The organism is Halalkalibacter kiskunsagensis, assembly GCF_037027555.1.
GTDB lineage: Bacteria > Bacillota > Bacilli > Bacillales > Bacillaceae_D > Halalkalibacter > Halalkalibacter kiskunsagensis.
The window spans coordinates 1-23,295 of record NZ_JAXBLX010000051.1 but is presented as its reverse complement, the minus strand read 5'-3'; the positions used below and the strand labels follow the sequence as shown (position 1 = coordinate 23,295).

Annotated in this window: 21 protein-coding genes; 9 read left to right on the top strand and 12 right to left on the bottom strand. The window is 37.5% G+C overall.

What is annotated here, in order from left to right:
* Positions 1–264 precede the first annotated feature (264 nt).
* Complete coding sequence (locus tag SLH51_RS20870; RefSeq protein ID WP_335963460.1) at positions 265–2,328, bottom strand: cation:proton antiporter; 2,064 nt, start codon at positions 2,326–2,328, stop codon at positions 265–267.
* Positions 2,329–2,637: 309 nt separating this feature from the next.
* On the opposite strand from SLH51_RS20870, the gene prpE reads away from it, so the two are divergent.
* Both prpE and SLH51_RS20860 read left to right on the top strand, forming a co-directional pair.
* On the top strand, positions 2,638–3,378 hold the full coding sequence (prpE, locus tag SLH51_RS20865) for a bis(5'-nucleosyl)-tetraphosphatase PrpE (protein ID WP_335963459.1): 741 nt from the start codon (positions 2,638–2,640) through the stop codon (positions 3,376–3,378).
* 10 nt (positions 3,379–3,388) lie between these two features.
* Entirely contained in the window at positions 3,389–3,691 is a 303-nt protein-coding gene (locus tag SLH51_RS20860; protein WP_335963458.1) for a putative periplasmic lipoprotein, read from the top strand.
* Positions 3,692–3,885: 194 nt separating this feature from the next.
* Here the strand turns inward: SLH51_RS20860 and SLH51_RS20855 are convergent, their stop codons facing one another.
* From SLH51_RS20855 to SLH51_RS20840, 4 genes are read right to left on the bottom strand one after another with little or no spacing between them, the layout of a single operon-like run.
* Positions 3,886–4,788 carry an RluA family pseudouridine synthase gene (locus SLH51_RS20855; RefSeq protein WP_335963457.1) on the bottom strand — a complete coding sequence of 301 codons (903 nt, stop codon included), beginning with the start codon at positions 4,786–4,788 and terminating at the stop codon, positions 3,886–3,888.
* A complete protein-coding gene (locus SLH51_RS20850; RefSeq protein ID WP_335963456.1) occupies positions 4,781–5,575 on the bottom strand; it encodes an NAD kinase in 795 nt (264 codons plus the stop codon). Before SLH51_RS20850 ends, SLH51_RS20855 begins: the two co-directional genes overlap by 8 nt.
* A gap of 13 nt (positions 5,576–5,588) precedes the next feature.
* The gene (gene yjbM, locus SLH51_RS20845) at positions 5,589–6,221 is read right to left on the bottom strand and encodes a GTP diphosphokinase (RefSeq protein ID WP_335963455.1); all 633 of its coding nucleotides are present in this window, start codon (positions 6,219–6,221) and stop codon (positions 5,589–5,591) included.
* Positions 6,222–6,268: 47 nt separating this feature from the next.
* Complete coding sequence (locus tag SLH51_RS20840) at positions 6,269–6,646, bottom strand: UPF0738 family protein (RefSeq protein ID WP_335963454.1); 378 nt, start codon at positions 6,644–6,646, stop codon at positions 6,269–6,271.
* Between the two features lie 172 nt (positions 6,647–6,818).
* Here SLH51_RS20840 and SLH51_RS20835 point away from each other — a divergent pair, with 172 nt between their 5' ends.
* The 4 genes from SLH51_RS20835 (at position 6,819) to SLH51_RS20820 (ending at position 9,678) form a co-directional block, all read left to right on the top strand.
* Positions 6,819–7,397 (top strand): CYTH domain-containing protein, encoded by a 579-nt coding sequence (locus tag SLH51_RS20835; protein WP_335963453.1) that lies wholly within the window; start codon positions 6,819–6,821, stop codon positions 7,395–7,397.
* A 58-nt stretch (positions 7,398–7,455) separates the two neighbouring features.
* Complete coding sequence (locus SLH51_RS20830) at positions 7,456–8,118, top strand: lytic transglycosylase domain-containing protein (protein ID WP_335963452.1); 663 nt, start codon at positions 7,456–7,458, stop codon at positions 8,116–8,118.
* A gap of 246 nt (positions 8,119–8,364) precedes the next feature.
* Complete coding sequence (locus tag SLH51_RS20825) at positions 8,365–8,739, top strand: globin domain-containing protein (protein ID WP_335963451.1); 375 nt, start codon at positions 8,365–8,367, stop codon at positions 8,737–8,739.
* A gap of 15 nt (positions 8,740–8,754) precedes the next feature.
* On the top strand, positions 8,755–9,678 hold the full coding sequence (locus SLH51_RS20820) for a ClpXP adapter SpxH family protein (protein ID WP_335963450.1): 924 nt from the start codon (positions 8,755–8,757) through the stop codon (positions 9,676–9,678).
* A 392-nt stretch (positions 9,679–10,070) separates the two neighbouring features.
* On the opposite strand, the gene pepF is transcribed toward SLH51_RS20820, so the two are convergent.
* The 4 genes from pepF to mecA all read right to left on the bottom strand — a co-directional run bounded on the left by pepF (position 10,071) and on the right by mecA (position 15,893).
* The gene (pepF, locus tag SLH51_RS20815) at positions 10,071–11,873 is read right to left on the bottom strand and encodes an oligoendopeptidase F (RefSeq protein WP_335963449.1); all 1,803 of its coding nucleotides are present in this window, start codon (positions 11,871–11,873) and stop codon (positions 10,071–10,073) included.
* 32 nt (positions 11,874–11,905) lie between these two features.
* Positions 11,906–13,156 carry a competence protein CoiA gene (locus SLH51_RS20810; protein WP_335963448.1) on the bottom strand — a complete coding sequence of 417 codons (1,251 nt, stop codon included), beginning with the start codon at positions 13,154–13,156 and terminating at the stop codon, positions 11,906–11,908.
* Positions 13,157–13,538: 382 nt separating this feature from the next.
* The gene (cls, locus tag SLH51_RS20805) at positions 13,539–15,050 is read right to left on the bottom strand and encodes a cardiolipin synthase (RefSeq protein WP_335963447.1); all 1,512 of its coding nucleotides are present in this window, start codon (positions 15,048–15,050) and stop codon (positions 13,539–13,541) included.
* Positions 15,051–15,245: 195 nt separating this feature from the next.
* The gene (gene mecA / locus SLH51_RS20800; RefSeq protein WP_335963446.1) at positions 15,246–15,893 is read right to left on the bottom strand and encodes an adaptor protein MecA; all 648 of its coding nucleotides are present in this window, start codon (positions 15,891–15,893) and stop codon (positions 15,246–15,248) included.
* Between the two features lie 452 nt (positions 15,894–16,345).
* Here mecA and SLH51_RS20795 point away from each other — a divergent pair, with 452 nt between their 5' ends.
* Positions 16,346–16,999, top strand: coding sequence for a TerC family protein (locus SLH51_RS20795; protein ID WP_335963445.1), 654 nt, complete (start codon positions 16,346–16,348; stop codon positions 16,997–16,999).
* A gap of 111 nt (positions 17,000–17,110) precedes the next feature.
* Here SLH51_RS20795 and spxA read toward each other — a convergent pair whose 3' ends face one another.
* On the bottom strand, positions 17,111–17,506 hold the full coding sequence (gene spxA, locus SLH51_RS20790; RefSeq protein ID WP_335963444.1) for a transcriptional regulator SpxA: 396 nt from the start codon (positions 17,504–17,506) through the stop codon (positions 17,111–17,113).
* 397 nt (positions 17,507–17,903) lie between these two features.
* On the opposite strand from spxA, the gene SLH51_RS20785 reads away from it, so the two are divergent.
* Both SLH51_RS20785 and SLH51_RS20780 read left to right on the top strand, forming a co-directional pair.
* Positions 17,904–19,115 (top strand): efflux RND transporter periplasmic adaptor subunit, encoded by a 1,212-nt coding sequence (locus tag SLH51_RS20785; protein WP_335963443.1) that lies wholly within the window; start codon positions 17,904–17,906, stop codon positions 19,113–19,115.
* A gap of 8 nt (positions 19,116–19,123) precedes the next feature.
* The gene (locus SLH51_RS20780) at positions 19,124–22,186 is read left to right on the top strand and encodes an efflux RND transporter permease subunit (RefSeq protein ID WP_335963442.1); all 3,063 of its coding nucleotides are present in this window, start codon (positions 19,124–19,126) and stop codon (positions 22,184–22,186) included.
* A 49-nt stretch (positions 22,187–22,235) separates the two neighbouring features.
* Here the strand turns inward: SLH51_RS20780 and SLH51_RS20775 are convergent, their stop codons facing one another.
* Together SLH51_RS20775 and SLH51_RS20770 are read right to left on the bottom strand one after the other, a co-directional pair.
* Complete coding sequence (locus tag SLH51_RS20775; protein WP_335963441.1) at positions 22,236–22,370, bottom strand: hypothetical protein; 135 nt, start codon at positions 22,368–22,370, stop codon at positions 22,236–22,238.
* 35 nt (positions 22,371–22,405) lie between these two features.
* Positions 22,406–22,969 carry a GNAT family N-acetyltransferase gene (locus tag SLH51_RS20770; RefSeq protein WP_335963440.1) on the bottom strand — a complete coding sequence of 188 codons (564 nt, stop codon included), beginning with the start codon at positions 22,967–22,969 and terminating at the stop codon, positions 22,406–22,408.
* Between the last annotated feature and the right edge of the window lie 326 nt (positions 22,970–23,295).

The following is a 23,295-nucleotide window of genomic DNA, read 5'->3' as shown; positions in this document are numbered from 1 at the left end:
TTGACTGAGCAGTTAATAAGTTTGATATGGGCTTCTTGTCCTGACAATTAGGGCAAATAACCATTACATCGTCCATCATCTATCACACACTCCCAACTTTTCCAAATAGTCTCCCCTAATCCAGAATGATTCATACAAGAGGGAAGCCGCTACTTTGGTTTAAAAGGTCAAGATGATCGTCTTTCTCATCTTGACCTTTTAGCGTGCGTAGCCATTGCCTTCATCGATTGGTCCGTTTTTGTCCTTTTTCGGCTCCCTCACTTCTTATTCTTCATACGAACTATTAGATAGAAATGTTTTTGGCAACGCGGTTCCTCTTGTTCCACGCAAATCGACTTCTTCTGTTTCAGGAGGATATACCATGATAAAGCTTTCTGGTCCTGAATGAGCTAACACTCGCGGCAATCGTTCTAACTGAGGGTGCCAAGCAATTGTACCTCTTCTTGCACTGAAAACGAGTACGATGTCATCAGACCTAAGCAACGGTATATATGTATTATGCCATTCGTTCCATGATTCAAGACTAGTCAAGGTTACTTTTACGTCTGGTTTGATTTTATTAAAGGTTTTTTCGTAAGTAGCTACATTATCTTTCACAACAAGACAAGAAATTGGAGCCCCTAATTGACTGGCCATTTTTTTTGCAGTTTGAACAGATTGATAATAACCCGCCTTATGATCAAAACCTGATGGAATGATAATAACAATTCGTTTAGTCGTATTTAAAGGATGACCAAGCTTTGAAACTAAGACCATTTGTGTCGTACGCTCAAGCATTTGATCTAAGAGACCACCAAATATCTTTTGTGGAGTAGAGAGTTTTCCGTTCCACCCAATAACTGCTGTTGTAATTCTCGACTCTTCCATTGCTCGAATCATTCCAGATGTAATATTCGTATCAACCCGAGTGAGCATTTGTATTGGAACTTCAGCACCAGCAGCATACGTAACTGCATGACTGAGTATTTTTTCTGCTTCTACTATTTTAGCCGAGGAATCCTCTCTTCCTCCTTGGGCAACAGATAGTGTGTAAAGAGGCTCGGGAGATTGACCTCTGATGATAAATGATAAATCCATCAATGATTCCATTGTATGTGGATTAGCTATCGGAACAATGACTCTCTCCGGTGCAGAAGATGGTTCATAAGGCTTTTGCTCTTCTTTCATCGCAATGATTCTCGCAAATTTCTCGACTGTGTACGGTCCAATCATACACGTAGCTAAAATCATGACAATAATCGCATTAACCGTTGCTTGGTCAAACAACCCAAGATCAAACCCAACGAGAGTAGCAGCCAGTGTAGCAGCAGCTTGAGGAATGGTTAACCCAAACATGAGCCTGACTTCTTCTCCTGAATAATCGTAAATTTTTCCCGTTATCCAAGTCGCTAAAAATTTCCCGATAACAACTAATGCAACAACTAGCGTAGCCTTTTTCCAAGCCGAAGGGTCTGATATCAAAATACTAAGATCCATTAACATACCAACTGACAACAAGAAAAACGGAATAAACAATGAGTTCCCAATGAATTTAATTCGGTTCATTAATGGACTCTGCTCAAATATAAATCGATTTAACGCAAGTCCTGCTAAAAACGCTCCGATAATTGGTTCTAAACCTGCAACCGTAGCAAAATAAGCAGAAACAAAGAGAACAGCCATAACAAAAATGTATTCTAGAGTCCCTTCACTGCTCAATGTGCGAAAGAAAAATTTGGCAGCAATTGGCACGATAATAAATACACCTGCCACATAAACAATGAGAGAAACAAACAAGACAAACCAAAAATTCGCCGTAAGTTCACCTTGGGTAGAACCAGCTACAACTGCCAATACAAGCAAAGCAAGTGTATCAGTCATAATGGTTCCACCAACGGAAGTGGTTACCGCTTTATTTTTAGATATTCCAAGTCTACTTGCAATAGGATACGCTAATAACGTATGCGAACCAAGCAATGACCCAAGCAAAATTGCACCTGCAATTGTATACCCTAAATAGTAGGCTCCGAACGTCCCTATGATAAAAGGAATAATAAAGGAAAGAGTTCCAAACGTTAAACTTCTATTTCGATACTTCTTAAACCCTTCTAAATCAATTTCTAGACCAGCAATAAAAATAATATATAGTAGTCCGACAGTCCCTAGTAAGACAATCGTTGGATCTCTATCTAACAAACCTAATCCATTAGGTCCAATAACGACACCAGCAAAAATAAAACCAATGATTCCTGGAATTCTTAGTTTTGCCATAATCAAAGGAGCCACTAAGAAAACAACCATAGCCATAGCAAAAATAAGAACTGGATTTGTGACAGGTTGTGGCAACATTGAACTTTCACTCCTTTGTTTTTTCATCTTCCAATTCTAAGCAATGAGAACAGGGTTAAATCAAGCCACGAGTTAGTTTCTAGATAGCTAGAACCCAATTGCCTTTTGCCTTTTTTAATCGATCCTATCAATAGTAAAGAACAGGGAGTAAAGATGTCAATGTTAAATACTTTTGAAAACCCTTTCACTTTGAATTCTATGATTGTTCCCAGTTAGTATGAGTTTTTTAAAGATGTTATTGCATTTTAATCATTGGATAAGCTATTATTTGAACGATCAATTTAAATAGCAGAAGGAGGAGACACATGTATGAAACTCGATATTATTGGCGATATTCATGGATGTTATCAAGAACTAATTACCCTTTTTATTAAACTAGGTTATACACAAAAAAGTGGGCTTTATCAACATCCCGACGGAAGGAAATTAGCGTTTGTTGGAGACTTAACTGATCGAGGTCCCAAATCAATAAATGTCATAAAAGAGGTTGCTACGTTAGTTGAGGAAAATCTTGCATATTACTGTCCAGGGAACCATTGCGATAAACTATATCGGTACTTTTTAGGACGAAACGTCCAAATTACACATGGGCTCGAAACAACTGTTAAAGAATTAAATTCCTTACCCAAAATTGAGTATGAACAAGTTCGCGATCAATTCATGTCATTAGTCGACAGTTCCCCCCTCTACCATGTTCTTGATAATAAGAAAATTATCATAGCGCACGCTGGGATACGTAGCGATTTAATAGGTAAAACAAATAAGCGAGTAAAGTCATTTGTACTCTACGGTGATATTACAGGGGAAACGAATCCAGATGGAACCCCAGTGCGACTTGATTGGGCAAAAAAGCATGAAGGATGTGATTGGATCATTTATGGACATACTCCAGTTAAAAAACCTCGTTTTGTAAATCGTTCTGTAAATATTGATACAGGTTGTGTTTTTGGTGGTGCATTAACAGCACTTCAATATCCTGAAATGAACACTATTCAAGTTCCCTCTTCTCAACCATACGTAGAAGAAAAGTTTCGATCTTTTGATAACTGAGGTGAAACATATGAAGAAATACATAATCTTACCATTATTACTTGCGGTTTTAACCGCATGTGGACCAGAGGTTACAATCGAAATTGATGAAGAACGAACCCATATCATTTTTGATGAAGAGCGTGAAATGATTTCTCTGTATATCCGAATCATTAATAAAGGTGAGCTTCCTGCTAAGGATCTTTATGCATTATTCCTATTCACGGATGAAAACGTTCAAACTGCCTTAGGCGAGCTTCGCGAATTAACCTTTTCAGATTCTCATGGGGTACCAGAGGTTTTTCAACTTAACGGCGGATCGAGTTTTTTATAGGGGAGACCCTCTCAATACAAAATACCATTACTCCAAATGATTTAACTGAAGCTATCACCGTTCAAATTTATAATGCAACAGACGAACTTATCGATGAATATACGATTCAAACTGTAAAAAAAGAGTGATTGAATGAAGAGTCTGTCCTTCACTTAATAGAGGTCAGACTCTTTCATAATTCTGTCATTACTTCTTCAGTATTTCTTCAAAACGTTTTGCATATCAGCTGGTAGACCTTTTGTCACAGTAATCGTTCTATGTGAAAAAGGATGCTGAAATTGAATGTGACCACAATGAAGCGCCTGACGGTTCATTATATCACGTCTTCCGCCGTATAATTCATCTCCTAGTAATGAATGACCCAAGTACGAAAAATGAACACGAATTTGATGAGTACGACCTGTTTCTAATTTAATATCGACAACTGTCATATGATCTGAAATTGAACGAACGATATAATGAGTGATTGCACGCTTTCCATCTGTTCTTACTTCACGAGTAATAATACTATTTGACATTCTGCCAATCGGAGCATTAATCGTTCCTTTCCCTTCCTTTATTCTTCCCATAACAATAGCTGTATAAAATCTGTTCAGAAGGCCTTCCTGCTGCAGCTTTGAAAGTCGATCATGAGCAAGTCGATGTTTAGCAACGATCAAAAGACCAGATGTATCTTTATCCAATCGGTTAACAGCGTGAAATGTTGCACAAATCGATTTCTTTACATAATAACCTAAAACAGCATTTGCTAGAGTGTGCACTGGGTGCTCACGCGATGGAATTGTCGGCATTCCTGCTACCTTATTTATTACAAGCAAATGTTCATCTTCAAAAACAATATCGAGTTCTAGATTTTCTGGTTGTAATGATGAACTTGCTTTTTCTTGAGGGAGACAAACAGTAATCTCATCTCCTTCTTTAATTAAAGTGCGTACAGTAACCTCATTCCCATTTTGTAATAGTAAGCCACCGTTAAACTTTATGTCTGCTAAGGCTCGTTTGGAAATCTGACAATAATCACGTAAAAAAAGGCGAAGCAACTGATTATCCCAGCTACCGTCCACCCCCCACTTAAGTGTAGCAAGATACTTACTCACGAATGAAAGACTCCCTCACTCTTTTCCAAAATGGGAATGGGCGGAACCTAGCAAACCGAATCTTTTCTTCCGCTACACGACATTGCAATGATTTAATTCGGCTATGTTCTAACGTATAATGATCTACCGTAACTTGAATGTCGACATCATTTAACGGCTTAAGCAAAGACGTATGGTGCTGCGGCAAAACTAGCGGCGAACCGACAGTACGATAAACTCGATTATTAATAGAAGCCATTTCTGCAATTTGAATCGAAGAAAGGGACGGATGCAATATCGCTCCACCTAACGCTTTATTATACGCAGTACTTCCAGAAGGTGTAGAAATGCACAATCCATCCCCACGAAACACTTCAAATGGTTCTCCTTTAATGTCTACTTGACTGACAAGTGAGCCACCTATACTTTTAATTGTACACTCATTTAAAGCAAGATGTCTCTCAGAATTGGCTACTCCTTCTTTCCTTATAACCACCTCAAGAAGTGGATATTCTACGATTTGATAAGGTGTCTTGGCAATATGAATCACCAATTTTTCTACTTCATCAGGAACCCAATCAGCATAAAATCCTAGATGCCCAGTATGTATACCTACAAATGCCGTATCCTCAAGACGGTCACAGTAATCATGGAAAGCTTGTAACAATGTTCCATCACCGCCAACAGTCACAACCATTTCAGGTTTGGTATCATCATGCGTTAAGCCAAAGTCCAGTAAATAACGCTTAATCCGTTGCTGCAACGTATTCGACACATCATCCCCCCGAGATGTTACGGTAAACTTCATTGGACTACCTCCTCTACAGCTTTCTACCCTGTTCTTGCTTCTTCGTAATAATTTCTTGCGCTTCTCTTACTTCATCACGAATAATCGACATTTCTTCATCTAGCAAAAATGCAGCTTCGGCCGCTCGTTGCAATCTCATCTTAATGTCCTCTGGAATTTCACCACTATACTTGTAATTTAATGAATGTTCAATCGTTGCCCAGAAATTCATCGCTAACGTTCGAACTTGTAATTCTACTAAGATTTTCTTCTCTCCCTCAATTGTTTGAACCGGATAGCGAAGTACAAGGTGATAAGATCGATAGCCACTTGGCTTTTTTTCAATTATGTAATCTCGTTCTTCAATGATTTCAAAATCTTTTCTTGTTCGAATAAGCGATACAACCGTTTCAATATCTTCAACAAATTGTGTCACTATTCGAACACCTGCTAAATCTTGCATTCCTTCTTCCAACTTATCTAAAGGAATGTTTTTTCGCTTTGCCTTATCTAGTATGCTCGAAACCGGTTTAACCCTTCCTGTAACGAACTCAATAGGAGTGTGTTTTGAAGATTGCTGATATTGTTCTCGTATGCCTTTTAGCTTAATTTTCAACTCCTCGACAGCTTGCCGGTAAGGTGTTAAGAAAATGTTCCAGTTACTCATGTAATCACCGTCCGTCTTATCTAAAAAAAAATGAATTCACTTGTACGTTAACTAAAGATCTCCTGTACAGCTCTTTCCATCTCTTCTCCGTAGTTGCTATTCCCCTCTATATTTTCAATTAGAAAAGAGAGCTCCTCTTTTATTGATGTTAATTCAATTTCGATGTCCTCTGCGAGGATAAGCATAAGTGAAGCTGTTTGTTCGTAACTGTCTTTTAAATTGGACCATGTTTCTTGCGGAAAACTGACATAATAAAATGCTGAATCATCTTCAAGAATATAAACAAAAGCAAGCCCATCAGAATCTACTAGCATTCGATTACCCGCTTGTAATGATTGAGCCTTCTCCAACTCCACATTTTCTTGTACGTAAGCCTTATAACATCCATTATCAATGATTATTTTATTTACTGTTAGTTTCTTCATAATGTCCCTCCAACTATTCAATCGCGTTCTTACAAAGATACCATTTTATTCTAACATAGTTCATATGTAAATACGTATCAATGCCTATTGTAGTAGTAACCTGCTATAATGAAAAGGAATTCCACGGGAAAAGAATAAGGATTTGTCAATTTTATTAAAAGGATGGTCATAAATGTCACAAGAAGTTGAAATTGAAGTAAAATCAATGATAACAGAACAGTCTTATCATGAATTATTGAGGGCATTTCGATTAGTAGAAGAAGACGCAGTTCTCCAACATAACCATTATTTTGAAACACCTAGCTTCTCGTTAAAAGAAGCAGGATCTGGATTGCGTATTCGTGAGAAATCACGAACCTATACCTTAACACTGAAGCAGCCACATAAAGTTGGCAAACTAGAAACTCATCAAACAATAAGTGAGGACATTTGGATTCAAGCGAAAGAAACAGGAAAGCTTCCTTCTGGTCAAGTTAAAGCACAGCTTGAATTGCTCAGCATTCCAGTGAACGAATTACAATTTGTAGGGACATTATCAACGAAACGAATTGAAGTAGAATATGAAGAAGGCAACCTTTGTTTTGATCAAAGTAGTTATTTCGATCAAATTGATTACGAAATTGAATTTGAAGGCAAATCAGAAGAGCATGCTACGAACACATTAAAGAACTTATTAACAACCTATCAGCTCGATCTTATCCCGACAGAAAACAAAGTACGTCGCTTCTTTAACCGTAAGAATAGTTTGTAACGATTACTATCCTTTAGACAAATTTCATCATAAGTTATCGTACATGGAGGTGTTATGATTGGACCTATCATTCCTGCAACGCGTCGGACAACCTTTGCAAACAGTTCAGGCTACTAAAAATCAACAAAGCATCATGCAATCCATGTTTTCTGACTTTTTAGAGGAACAAATGACAAGATTGCAAATAGAAACGGTGAATCAACCTAAGAAACTTGACTTATTTCTTAATCCGTCCATAAAAGCACGAGTTGAAAATGCTCTTGCTCAAACAGCTAGTAACAGTAGTAGTACCAATCGTTCTACACTCGTAGACACCTCTTGGAGTGGTTCTCTGTCTGAGCGCGAAGTTAAGTTTCTACCATTTATAGAATCAGCTGCTAAGAAATACAACCTTGATCCTAAACTAATTCATGCCGTTATCAAACATGAATCAAATTATAATCCGAATGCTAAAAGTCATGCAGGTGCAACAGGATTAATGCAATTAATGCCCGCTACTGCAAAAATGCTCCAAGTACAAAACAGTAATGATCCTAAGCAAAACATTGAAGGCGGGGCAAAATACTTAAGACAAATGTTAGACCGATACAGTGGCGACATTCGGCTCGCATTAGCAGCATACAATGCCGGTCCAGGAAATGTCGACCGCTATGGTGGAATTCCACCTTTTAAAGAAACCCAAGCCTACGTCCCACGCGTCTATAATACTTATATGAGTTAGAGGCGAACAATAAAAATACAAAACAAACGATAGTACTATTAATATTTTGTAACAAACATTACTTCCGGTAGGATCAGTCGTTTCTCTAGTTATCTTAACCTACTCCTTAATCAAACACGAAAAAGCTAACGATTTTGTTAGCTTTTTTCCTATTTCGATCACCAAATTTGCCGTTCATGCCTCATGTTGCTACAATATGAGGAGAGTTTTACACATGACGCTTGAACTATAGAGGAGAATTTTAGTATGGAAAATCAAACACCTTATGATGCATTAGGTGCAGATGTCTTATCTTTATTAGTTGATACATTTTACAAAAAAGTATCTGATCACCCTGAACTTGCTCCATTATTTCCAGATGACCTAACGGAAACAGCAAGAAAACAAAAACAGTTTCTCACACAATTTCTCGGTGGTCCTTCTCTTTATTCAGAAGAGCACGGCCATCCGATGTTAAGAGCGCGTCATATGCCATTTGCCATTACTTCTAAACATGCCGAAGCTTGGTTGAATTGTATGGATAGTGCTATGGATGAGGTTAACGTACATGGACTGATCAGAGAGTATATGATGGAACGTTTAACGATGACCGCTCACCACATGGTGAATCAACCATCGTAGAAAGGAGAATGACCATTGAACCAAAAAGATACTCCTTCAACTTGTGACAATCAACTTGGCGTTTGTGGTCTAGATCCAAAACAGCAATACTCAAAAAAGCGCCATAAACCAATCGAATTGTACACATTTATCGATCCTTTATGTGCTGATTGTTGGGCCTTTGAACCGATATTAAAAAGACTTCAAGTTGAATACGGTAGCTATTTCCGAATTCGAACTCTTGTGGCGGGACGACTGCAGGCATGGAATGTCTGCAAAAATACAAATAAAGGTCTTATTTCTAAAAAAGAAGCAATCGCTTCGATTTGGGAAGAAATCGCATCAAAAACAGGGATGTCTTGTGATGGGGATGTTTGGCTAGAAAATGAATGGCAATCCCCATATTTGGCATCAATTGCTATTAAAGCAGCCGAACTACAAGGTCCGCAAGCTGGTGTACGATTCTTACGAAAGATGCGGGAGGCACTATTTTTAAACAAGCAAAACATTACAGAGGAAAGTGTGTTAATACACTGTGCAGAAAAAGCTGGATTAGACCCAATAGAATTTAAAAATGATTTATCGTCTAAAACAGCCGCTAAAGCACTACAACACGACATCAAGACAACAAATGAAATGGATGTTGATGTCGTCCCTACTTTTGTATTTTTTAATGCGAATATTGAAGACGATGGAATAAAAGTAACAGGAAACTATCCTTACAAAGTCTATGTACAAATTATTGAAGAAATGCTTGGTTTTAAACCTGAACCTTCGAAAACTTTAACATTAGAAGCTTTTTTGGCTCAATATGAATTTGTAGCAACGATCGAAGTCTCTGTTGTTTTTAGCGTGACAGAAGAAGAAGCTGAGAAGCAGTTAAAGGCACTCGTCCTCCAACAAAAAGTTGAAGCTGTCCCTGTGAAATACGGTGTGTTTTGGAGATATATTACTAAGTAGTTATGATTACTACTCTTTAGCTGTTGAACATTCAACAGCTTTTTCTATTTTCTTTCCTTCTAAGCTTGCACATACCTTCATAAAATAAGGTAGAAAAGTTTGTAAGGAGGGCTTAGTTTGACTAGACTAAAAATAATTATTGGTCTACTTTTCGTGCTCTTTAGCTATTACTTGTTCTTTTTATCTTTAATGAGAGTGTTTCCCATATGGATCTCGACCCCCCTTTTACTCGGTTCTCTCATATTTACATTATCTCCCCTATCCAGTCAAAGACGTTTTAAAGGATTTAGCTAAAAATTGGACAGGGAAAGAATTAGACATTTTTAAAGCCTGCTAATATGACTTATAGCAGGCTTTAATGTTGCAGTAAGGGAACACACCTCATTTAGACATTATGATTCAAGTAACTCTTCCATCTCTGATAAAGTTTTCTCAAAAACATCTAACGCTTGTTCAATAGGGTCTGACGATGTCATATCAACGCCTGCACGCTTCAATACTTCTATCGGATAATCTGAACTCCCCGCCTTTAAGAAATCCAGATAGCGCGTAACAGCAGATTCTCCTTCTTCTAGCACTTGCTTTGATAATGCAGCCGCAGCACTGTAACCAGTAGCATATTGAAAGACATAAAAATTATAGTAAAAGTGAGGGATCCTCGCCCACTCTAAACCAATTTCCTCATCAATAATCAGGTCATTACCAAAATATTTCACATTTAAGTCGTAATAAGTTCTCGTTAATAACTCTGGTGTTAGTGCCTCTCCACTAGCTGATTTTTCATGAATTAATTGTTCAAATTCAGCAAACATTGTTTGACGGAAAACCGTGCCTCTAAATCCTTCTAAGAAATGATTTAGAAGATATAGTTTTTCTTTAGGGTCATCTGTATGCTTTACCAAATAATCATTAAGCAACGCTTCATTTACTGTTGATGCTACCTCTGCAACGAAAATTGTATAATCGCCATATAAATACGGTTGATGCTTACGAGTGTAATAACTATGTAAGCTATGACCAAATTCATGAGCAAGTGTAAAAAGATTATTTACATTATCTTGCCAATTCATTAAGATATAGGGCATAGTTCCGTAAGCCCCCGAGGAATAAGCACCACTGCGCTTGCCAACATTTTCTTCCACATCCACCCAACGTTTTTCAAAACCTTCTTTTAATATTGATCCATACTCTTCTCCAAGTGGAGCAACACCTTTAAGTACTAGCTCTTGTGCTTTTTCATATGGAATTTCCATTTTTACATCTTTCACAAGCGGTGTATAAAGATCATACATGTGCAATTCATCGACACCTAGTACTTTTTTGCGAAGTCTTACGTAACGGTGCAGGAGCTCTAAGCGATTATTCACAGTTTCAACAAGTTGGTCATAAACCACTTCCGGAATGTGATTTTTACTTAAAGCAGCTTGTCTCGCTGATTGATATTTCCTGACATTCGCGTAAAATAAATCGCTTTTTACTTGCCCACTAAGAGTAGAGGCAAATGTATTTTTGTATTTATCATACGTACTATAGACAGCTTTAAATGCATCTTCACGAACTCTTCGGTCACTACTTTCTAAAAAACGTATATACCGTCCGTGAGTAACTTCTACTTCTTCCCCGTCCTCATCCTTGATCGTAGGAAATTTCAAGTCAGCATTATTTAGCATTCCAAATGTATTACTGGGAGTAGTTGTAACTTCACTAGCCTGGGCCAAGATCGCCTCTTCCTTTTCTGACAGCACATGAGCTCGTTGTTCATTTAACTCAGCAAACATTTGCTTGTACAATTTCAACCCATCATGTTCGCTAATAAAACGGTCAATCTTTGATTCATCTATCGATAAAAGCTCAGGAATAATAAATGAAGCAACTTGTCCAACTTGAGAAGCAAGACTCGCAGCACGGTCATTTAATCCTTGGTAAAACGAATTCGTTGTATCTTGGTCATAACGCATATGGGCATACGTATACAATCGTCCAAGCCTTTCAGTGATTCCGTTTTGTTTCTCTAGCGCATCAAATAACGTTACAGCTGAGTCAGTTAATGTACCTTTACAAGCCTCTAAATTAGGAAGCATAATTTGAATTTCTTTAAATTCTTTTTCCCATTCTTCATCTGTTGAAAAGATATCTTCTAAATTCCAAGTTTGTTCAACAGATACATCTTCGCGTTTTTGTAATTTTTTTGACAAAAGCTCTACACCTCCAGGTTCATTTAACACTATTATATATTCGTTCTTTCAATACTTATTCCTTTATTCTGTCCGAGATTCGTTTCATTCATAAAATCACCTGTTAGTCGTTTAAATAACGACTGATCAAGTGAAACTGCCTCTTCTACTGTAGTAGGACTGACCCTCTCTCTTATCCTTCTAAAAAGTTCATGTTTAGCCTGAACTTTTTCCAAATAGCCAGTTTTTACAAGCATTTCAAGATAACCTTTTACAGAATAAGTCCAGTTTTCATTACCAGCGACGTGTCTTGGAAGAAAAAGACCTTTTTCAATAGATTGTTGTAAGCATTGAGTTACGATTCGTAAGGAGAATGGTTGATTGAGAGGTTGATGCGAAAGGCATTCTAACAAGAGAAAGGTTTGCCAATAACAAGGAGAAGTCGCAATTAGATAATAATATTTTGAAGGCCAGCCTGCTTCAATTGGGAAAAGGCTAGGTGGGATCCGATGTTTATAAAGAATCCTTTGAATTACCTTTTCTGTTCGTGATGGATAAGGAGTAGGATGATAATAACGCCAATGCTTTTTGATGATGAGCCATTTGTGAAAGATTGTGCTGTTAACCTCATTTGTTGGAGTTAAAATCGTTTGAAGTGATGTAGTTTTAATTGGCTTTTCTTTGTAAGAGGCTAATATTTTTGTTGGCGATGAAGGAGTAATCTGTTGAAGGATTCCGAAACGGGATTGCTCCGGACAATAGTACGTTAACAAATGTTGTTGTTGATCCGTCATACGAGTTGCAAACCATTCAAATGCTGCAATCTGAAAAAAATGTGGGCCCTTTCGTTTCAGTCGATTTCCACCAAGAATCCAAATAGGTACCATTCCTAATTGAAGGTATCCTTTAGAACGTTCTTCTATAAGTGCGGTAGAAATGGGGGAACATTGAAATTCCAAGGCATAGATTGACTGATTGTAGCGGAATAAAATATCTGGTCTTTGCCTGATGATAGGTAGGTACATTTCCATAGCAACTTCTATCTTCATTGACTTTAACCATTCATAAAGCTGTTTTTTCCCAAGTAAATGATACAATGTCTCATTTTCTAGAAGTTTGTCACAAGCAGCATTGGCTTGGTGAGCAAAATGCCATAACCTCGATTCTCCTAATTTTAATTGAACTTCTGATTTACAAGCAGGACAGTAGAAAGTCCGTTTGTCACGTAATTCCTTTAACTCATGAATGTGCCACCTATCAGCCATTGAGATAACCGTTCCATCTTCTAGCTTAGCGTTAAACATATATCTACCTCCATTTCAATTATTGCTCAATTTTAATTTCGCGCTTAATTTACAAATTCCTGCATTTTTTTGAAATAAAAGAAATTCTATTCAAATTCAACAGAAAAGCTTTTCCCCCGTTCTCTTTTCCTGTCATATTTCGGGCATCAACAGCCTCGTTTGATTACTCATTTATCCACTCATGTCATAGTTTGATTGAATAAAGGAATAATACAAAAAACAAAACCGTAATAAATAGCAACAGTTACTTCCATTACGATTTTGTTTTTAATCTATGATCTAATACTTTCCCTTTTATGTAGGACAAGGGCTGCTCTCGCTGCGTACGGGACATAGGAACCGCACTGCAACAACTCTACTCATTACTTCTGTGCGAAGCACTTTATAATAAAGGTGACAACAACCTTGACGTTGATTCAATAATTCGATAGAAAATAGACCTATTTCTAAATAAATCATAGCTTAATTGATTTGAATGCTCTAGATCATAAACAAAATCACTTACGAGCTTTGTCACACTTTTTGTACGGTATAGGTATGCGTTCACTTCAAAGTTCAAGTGAAAGCTCCTCATATCCATATTCGATGTTCCTATAGAGGCAATTTCATGATCAACAATTATAAGTTTGCTATGCAAAAAACCTCGATTATACTCATAAACCTTCACTCCCGCCTCAAGCAACTCCGGAAAATAAGAACGAGAGGCATGAAACACGATTCGTTTGTCTGGACGATTAGGAACGAGAATTCTTACATCAATTCCACTTAACGCAGCAATCTTTAAAGCGCTTAATATATCATCATCGGGAATAAAGTATGGGCTCGCAATCCATATTGTTTTTTTTGCAGATGTAATCATCGAGAAGAACAATTTTTTATTGATTTCCCAACGCGTATCTGGTCCACTTGCAATCATTTGAACACCTCCATCTGCATGTACAGATGTTAGCGCAGGAGATAAATAGGTTGGGTTTAAAATGGTTTCTCCCGTCTCATAATGCCAATCTTGTAGAAAGATTAATTGCAATGTCCGGACAGCTTCCCCTCTAACAAATAAATGAGTATCTCTCCAGTAACCAAAATAAGAATGCCTACCTAAATATTCATCGCCAATGTTTAGCCCACCTACAAAGCCTACAACTCCGTCAATGACAATGATTTTCCGGTGATTGCGAAAGTTAATCTTATGATTTAAAAATGGCAACTTAACCGGTGAAAATCCAGTTATCTCAACTCCTCCCTCTCGTAACTCTCGAATAAACGTTTTAGAAAGTCTCCAGCTACCCACCGCATCATATAGAAACCGAACCTCTACTCCAGCCTTGGCCTTTTGAATGAGAATTTCCTTTACTTCTTGACCAAGCTCATCATCACGAACAATATAATATTCTAAATGGATATGTCGGTCGGCTTGTTTAAGTGCTTGCAGAATATGGGCGAATGTTTCCTTTCCGTCAGTAAGTACTTTCGTTTCAGTTGAAAATGAAACCGGATTATTACCTAATCTATGCGCTAATCGAAAGAGTAATTGCTGATGCCCACCCATCTTTTCTATTTGATCTTCATTTATTTGTTTCTGTCCCTCAATCTTTTGAAAAGCTTGTTCATCAAGAATCGCCTTAAGAGAAAAAGAACGATTTTTACGTTGGTTTTGACCAAATAACAAATAAAAGAAAAATCCTACTAAAGGAAAAGCAGCCAAAACTAACAACCACGTAAGGGTTTTTGTTGGATGTCGATTCTCAAAAAAAATGACGACTGCGATAAATACGACGGATAATGAAAACGCAACACTTAACGCTCCGACAACCCAACCTTCCCAATAGATCCTTGTCATATAAAGCAACGCAAGAAGCGAAGCTAAAAAAACGAGTATATTTAATTGATTTTTCATCTGACACTCCACTCAATGAATTTCAGCTATATAGTGCTTATACATAAAAATTCATGTATACCAATCTTTTTTTTAACTCAAGAAAAGGGAGACCCATAGGATCCCCCCTGTTGCAGGGCATATATCGTTCCTAAGGGTTATCCTTATAAGATATATACCTTCATTGCAATTCATTCAAACCAACAAAATTATTTCTTATTTAGAGAATGACTTTCTAATTACAGGTAGAGCATTTTCCTTGACAATCTCTTTTCCATATTCCTTCAGCCGATAAATCGAAATGTCAGATTCATATCCATATTCAAGCATTTGACTTAACATGTCATCTTGTTCATCTTCATTGTAACTCTCATCATTAAATAGGACATGTAAAAAGTACGTACCTTCGAAATGATGGAGCTCATTGTATAAATCATCGATAAAGAAATTATGACTTAATGAGATTACATCTTCAAAATCTCTAAAACCAATGACAATCTCAAGGTGATCATTTGTATGGTCTAACTCATCCTCATCATTACCAGACATTAAATCCACTAGATTAGATTCACCTGTTTCTTTATCAGTAACGGGAATTTCCAGTTTTACACTCCCATCAGAAACTTGCCCTCTAGTAACAACAATTTCTAATCCTTTATCTAATGCATGAACCTGGATCCATAAAGGTCCATCCAACTCTAATTCATCATCTGTATCATTTGCTTCATTCATCATTTCGAAGAAGAGCTCTTCTCCACGCTCACGATTGTACCAAATTTCATCGCGGTCAAAGCCTCTATCCTCAATATCCGTATACGTAATAAAAAATTTAATGGTCGTATCATTGACGCGTTCAATATCCATGTTCGCTCTCCCTCCTAATCGGGTAATGTTCACTAGACTTAATCTTGATGAGGAACTTGCTAATAAACCCCCTTCAATTACTTAGTCAATGTAACAGGTAATACACAAATACTTCGTTACAAGTACACAAATTCCCTTCCCTTCAATGAGTATTAATTCTCAAACAGGAAATCTGCTTACTTCTATTTTATGATAAATCTTTTGAAATTGGAAATTTTAAAAACCAGATTTTCATAAAATCTCAATAAATTCAGTGTTACCATCCATTATAACAGGAGTACGGAAACATATGCCTATAAATTTTGTCATCATATTTTTAACTTATCAACCATATATGTTCTTAGTAGAAGGTCAGACAAGCTTCCTGCATGATCTCTATGATCAATGTGTATGAATTAACTTTGACCATTATGAAACAAATAATGGTCTTATGCCGAAGGATGATGCAAAATATGGATACGGATTTTCTCCTCTCTCTCTTTACAATTATAGGAATTGACATCATTTTAGGTGGAGACAATGCTATCGTTGTCGCACTAGCTTGTCGAAACCTCCCAAAAGAAATTCGGAATCGAGCCATTATTCTAGGCATTTGTTTAGCGCTCGTTATGAGAATGTCACTTACTGTTGTTGCTGTAAATTTACTTGAGGTTCCTTTTCTTCTTGCTATTAGCGGCGCACTACTCGTGTACATTGCTTATACCTTATTATCAGATCAAGCAGAAGATCATAAAGTTGAAGGGGGAACAAACCTTTGGAGTGCCATAAAGGCGATTATCGTTGCCGATCTCGTCATGGGCTTTGATAATGTCATTGCCGTTGCAGGAGCAGCTCACGGGAATCACACCCTTGTTTTAATTGGTTTGATTATTTCTGTCCCCATCATCATTTGGGGGAGCAAATTGATTTTAAAAGCTTTTGATCGCTTTCCTATTATCATTTACGTAGGTGCAGGAATTCTAGCTTTTACTGCAAGTCGAATGATTATCCATGAAGCAATGCTAAGTCCATTGTTCGTTCAACACCCTATTTTCACAATGAGTTTTCAGCTTTTCGTTATTGTAGCTGTCTTAATAGCAGGCGCATATCGAATTAAGTCTAATTAATGAATTATAATAATTTAGTATACGATTAGTTACATTATAATTATTGACGGTAATATCTCTTTATTTAGAAAATAAAACCCTTCTACTTTAAATATGCAGAAGGGTTTTTTATTAATTGACTAGGCGCTGTGCCTCTTGTAATTGAAACGTACGAACTTTACGTGGGAGAAAACGACGGATTTCAGCGTCATTATATCCTACTTGCAATCGTTTCTCATCAAAAATGATAGGTCGACGAAGTAAGCCTGGGTTTTCACTAATAATTTTGAATAACGTTTGTAAAGGTAGCGATTCTAATTCAACATTTAATTCTTGAAAAACTTTCGAACGTGTTGAAATGATTTCATCGGTACCGTCCTCTGTCATTCTCACCACTTCTTTTACCTCTTCAACAGTAAGTGGAGATGCAAAAATATTTCGTTCCTCAAATGGGATATTATGTTCTTCTAGCCACGCTTTCGCTTTACGGCATGATGTACAACTAGGTGATGTTAATAATGTAACCATATAACGGACCTCTCCTTTCAAGTTTGAGATCTATGACGAACTAAGATGTTTAAAATGTCATTTTCTTTGATTACGTCTTATTATACAAAGACGTCAAACATTTGTATAGACAATTTACAGCGTCAAGTTATTCTTTTTACAAATCTTTAAACTGGCACAAAGATAAATACCCTCAATATGACATTCTAAACCTATTATACAAAAAAATCTTTTCTAAACATATATGTTTATTTAGTCGTTTTTTAATTTTTACATTTCCTCCTCATAGTTGTCACATGTTTGTCACACGTTAATAGAGGATGAATCATAAGGGTAGTTTTTCCACGAGTAGAAAGATAGCAGACAGAGCTGCTTTCACTAACCCTTTTTTACATAATTAAGTAGGAGCTGAACATAATTGAAAATTAAGATTGGGATTTTTATTTTTCTTCTCTTCATTACTGCTTGTTCCACAGACGATATTACAAGTGATCAAATCGAACGTCAACGGTTACTCGTTGACATAGAATCAATTAAACGAAGTTCCATCAAACAAGCACTAGAACTTTCAGGACAACTACTTCCTAAAAATCAAGTTCCACTAGTCACAATGATGCCACTAGAAGTCACAAGCGTGCATGTCGAAGTTGGACAAGCAGTTGATCAGGGCGATCTTCTCATCTCATTAAGTGACGAGGAAGCTTCAAGACAACTTTCACAGGCTCAAAATGTAGTCGAAGAACTTGAACGTAGCCTTGGTCAAGCAAAAGAATTAAATCACTCAATTGAACAAAACATTGGGAATGTTAAAGAGTTGGAACAACAATTACAGAATTCAATTAATCGTTCACAAAAAATGATTGCAGAGCTTAATCACAAGGATTCTGAAGGATCACTTGTCGACATACTACAAGCTACATTGGAAGTATCGTTAAAGCAAGCTGAAATTGCACAAGCTACAAGTCAGATAGGTACTATTTCTCCTGTCAATACACTTGAAATTGAAGCACAAATATCAAATGCGAAAGAAGCTGTTCGTCAAGCTAAACAAGCGTTACAAGCAACAAAACTAACCGCTCCCATAGCAGGCGTTGTTTCCCAGCTAGATGTTTCAGCAGGACAAACTGCCCTGCCTAATCACTCACTAGCTGTTATTTCCGATTTATCACAAATGGATGCTACGTTTTCGGTAAATAGTTTTCAAGTAGCAAAGTTATCTCCTGGATTATCAGCTGAGCTTACTGTAACAGGAATCCTTGAGACATTTGAAGCCGAAATAGCAAGAGTATCACCTGTTATAAATCCACAAACAAATGCGTTCACTATTCAAATCCCTATCAACAATGAATCCTTGCAATTAAAAGGAGGAATGAGAGTCAACGCTACAATAAATTTAAACACGATTTACAAGGCCCTTGTTATTCCTGCTGAAGCAGTCTTGTATGAGAATGGAGAACCGTATACCTTTGTTGTACACGATCAATTAGCAACAAGGCATAAGATTGAACTTGGATCAAGAGATGGTGATCTTATTGAAGTGGTCTCCGGCTTAGAAGAGAAAGATCAAGTTGTTACAGTTGGAAAAGATCGTTTAACGGATCGGGCCGAAATAACAATTCGAAGTGAGTGAGATTATTAATGAATTTAGCGAAATTATCAGTACTAAGACCCGTTGCAATGGCGATGTTTATTGTGCTACTACTCATTTTAGGGGCGGTCTCCCTTCGAAATCTTCCAATCGACCTTTTTCCTGAATTAAACTTTCCTGTCGTAGCAGTTACAGCATCATATGAGGGGGCTGGTCCTGAAGAAATTGAGCAGCTTATAACTCGTCCTATTGAGGAGATGATGTCTGGTGTACCGAATGTTGAATCAGTCTCATCTACTTCCCGAACAGGCGGAGCCCTTATCCTCGTCTCCTTTGATTGGGGAACTGATTTAGACTTTGCTACTTTAACGATGAGAGAACGAATTGATCAAATTCGAGACCATTTACCAAGTGGCGTTGGCACACCACAAGTTATGCGCTTTGATCCTAGTATGTTGCCAATTGTTCAATTAGCCATTACAGAATCGACTGAAAATCTAGCCGAGGCAAAAAAAATAGTTGAAAATGAAATCAAACCACGACTCGACTCGATTGACGGTGTAGCAGCTGTTCGGATTGAAGGAGGTGCCGATCAAGAAATTCGACTAGATGTAGATCCAGATCACTTAACAAATTACGGGTTAAGTATGACAGACTTACAACAGTTGATAAGTAGCGAAAATCTCAACCTACCTGGTGGACTAGTGACGGATGCAGACCAAAGCCTTCCGATTCGCATAACTGGTGAATTCCAATCGGTTTACGATTTAGAAGTTTTGCCAATCGTCACCAATGAAGGGATCATCCCTCTAGGAAATCTAGTAGATATTCGCGAAGCAAGAGCCCCCCTTTCACAAGAAAGTTATGTAAACGGTGCCCCTGCTGTAGGTGTATCCGTTCTAAAGGCTTCTGGAACAAATACAGTTGCAGTTGCGCGCAGCATTAATCGCGAAATTCAATCGTTAAAAACCCTTCTTCCTAGAGGCACGGAAATTAATACCATTTTCGACCAAAGTCGTTTTATTGAACAATCTATTCGAGCTGTTGGATGGAATATCGCAATTGGCGGTTTCTTAGCTGCGATTGTGTTATATATCTTTTTACGTAACATTCGCAGCACTTTAATCATTGGTATTTCAATCCCCATTTCGATCATGACAACGTTTCTATTTTTGTATTTTTACGGGGAAACATTAAATATTTTAACTCTTGGCGGACTTGCTCTTGGCGTTGGAATGATGGTTGATAATGCGATCGTCATCCTCGAGAACATTTACCGAAAAAGACAAGCGGGGGAAGGAAGAGAAGATGCATCAATATCAGGAACAAATGAAATTGGGGGAGCTATCGTTGCCTCCACCTTAACTACTGTTGTTGTGTTCCTCCCTATTGTATTTGTTGAAGGTTTAGCAGCTCAATTATTTAAGCCTCTTGCAATTACAGTAGCGTTTTCTTTGCTTGCATCTCTCATAACAGCACTGATCATCGTTCCCCTTCTTTCATCAACTTTCTTGAAGGTGAATGATGACGTAACTGCTTTTCAACAAGGATTTAATCGAACAAAGAAAATATACGAACAGCTTTTAAGGAACTCATTAGCAAAGCCAAAAATAATTCTTTTTTCTACATTCGTGTTACTTGGGTTATCTCTTACTTGTATCCCTCTTCTCGGTACAGAATTTTTGCCTGAACAAGATCAAAGTTTTATTAGCATTGATGCTCGCTTACCAGTTGGAACTGCTTTAGGGGCAACCTATGAACTTACCGAGGAAATCAACGAACTTCTCCGCGACATTCCCGAGGTTGATTTAACCTTTGTAACCGTTGGAGGAACAGATCAATTTACAATTGGAGCAGGCTCTCAGTCAAACCGGGCATCTTATAGTATTTTGCTAAAAGAACAAACAGAGCGCAATCGCTCCGACTTAGAAGTTGCAGAAGATATTCGCACACGTCTTAAGCAAGTGGCCAATGCAGATATTTCAATATCAGCTAGTGACATGGGACTATCGGAACATCCAATCTCAATTACAATAAGAGGTCAAGATTTACAAACGTTAGAACGAATTACTGGAGACATAATTGATTCCATTTCCACTATCGAAGGTGTTCGTGAACCGAAGTCAAATTACACAGAAGGAAACCCAGAAGTAACTGTTAGAATAAATCGCCAAGCGGCAGCGTCTTACGGTTTAGGTAGTGCCCAAATCGCATCTACAATCGGACATGCAACCAAAGGACTGATCGCAACCAGACTTGCCAGAAACGGAGATGAACTTAATGTGAGGCTTCAAGTCGACGAACGATATACAGCATCTGTTTCGCACCTGGAGCAGCTCCTCATTGACACCCCATCTGGTGAGCGAATCCCATTATCTACTGTAGCAAACATTGTGCGCAGCCAAGGTCCGAGCTCCATTCGAAGAGCTGACCGCTTACGTGAAATGACTGTCACAGCGGATATAATCGGGCGTGATTTAGGTAGCATCATTCACGATATAGAAATTACACTGAAAGAAAGTGTTCGCCCTATCCTTCCTAGTGGTTATCGCATTACATTCGGTGGCCAAAACGAACAAATGAATGATGCATTTATGAAGTTAGGAGGTGCTATAACATTAGCTATTGTACTTGTCTATATGGTGATGGCAGGTCGGTTCGAATCATTCTTTTACCCATTTATTATCATGTTCACAGTGCCCGTAACGGCGATTGGCATTATCTTAGGATTGCTCGTAACGAATCAACCTCTTGGTGTAGGATCATTAATTGGTATCTTAATTTTAACTGGTATTGTTGTTAATAATGCGATCGTCTTAGTTGATTATATTAACACATTAAAAAAAGATGGCCTATCAACATACGATGCCATCGTTCTAGCAGGACCAATAAGGTTAAGACCTATTTTAATGACAGCCTTAACAACAATCTTAGGTCTAATCCCTCTTACCTTAGGCTTTGGAGAAGGCACAGAAGTTCAGCAACCGATGGCAATTGTTATTGTATTCGGTCTAACCGTGTCCACTTTCATAACGTTATTTTTAGTTCCAGTTATTTACTCCATCACCGATAAAAGAAAAGCGAAAAAAGTTGATACAATCACTGAACTTTAAGAGTTTAAAAAGGGTGTCTCACCAAAAAAGTGAGTCACCCTTTTCAACATTATGCAATTGTACGTCTTGACGGTGTTGGCATTGGATTGCGTTTAGAACGTTGCTTCCAATCTCGTACATTTTTCTTCAAAAAATCTTTTAACATTTCACGTTTCTTCTTCCGCTTTACATCTTTACGTTTCATTCGAATCACCCTCATTTTTGATGAACGATTCACAGCTACACAGTCGCTTGGTCATTTCCTTCCTCAAAAGTGAGCACTTCATCAACATCCTGATAAGATTGACCATAAAGCTCTTTATCTTTGTACGTATGAATATTTTCATACGTATGTTTCATTTTTTCGAATATGCTTTTCTCGGACTCATTCGTCGGAGACCAATAAAGAATTTCGAGCTCATTCACTTCATTTGTAGCAAGTGAACGTCTCCTATATCCGATTGACTGTGCATGCTTAAACCCTTCTCGATTATAAAAATGTTGTCGCTTTTTTGTATCTGTGTCATCATAGTCAACTGGTTCAACTTCTAGAATAATTGGCTTATCCTTTTGCTTTAGCTGATTTAGCAGTTTTTTACCTAGTCCTTGACCTCTAGCATTTGTTGAAACAAACAGGTAATCGACAAAAACGAAATCGTCGGTCTCTACATACATCATAACATGATTTGGTCCTTCATCTTTATGGTAAATATCAGCTTTTTCTTTTAACAGCAATTCCATATGTTCTTTTGACTTCATTTCCTCAATAGGAAAGTATTGATTTAGCTTCTCATACCAATTCATGACTTTGACCCTCCATAATCGTTATAACCTTAGTATATTCCTCTTTCGTCTCTCCTTAAACTGCCTCATTTCCGCATATAATAGGAAAATTATCCCGATTACCCATTATTTATAGCATATGCAAATATTACATACAATTGCACGGCGTTCCTTGGGTTTAACTCTTTTTCTTTCCTAGACACTCACTAAAGTAGCGGAAATGACTCCACTCATCGCTTAAAGGCCACTGAAAAAGGAAAAAGCAACCTTTTTAAACTGGCACCTATGTCAAGGACACAATAAAAAAAGAGATTAAGCAACTAGAAGATGATTCCTATATTGAATAG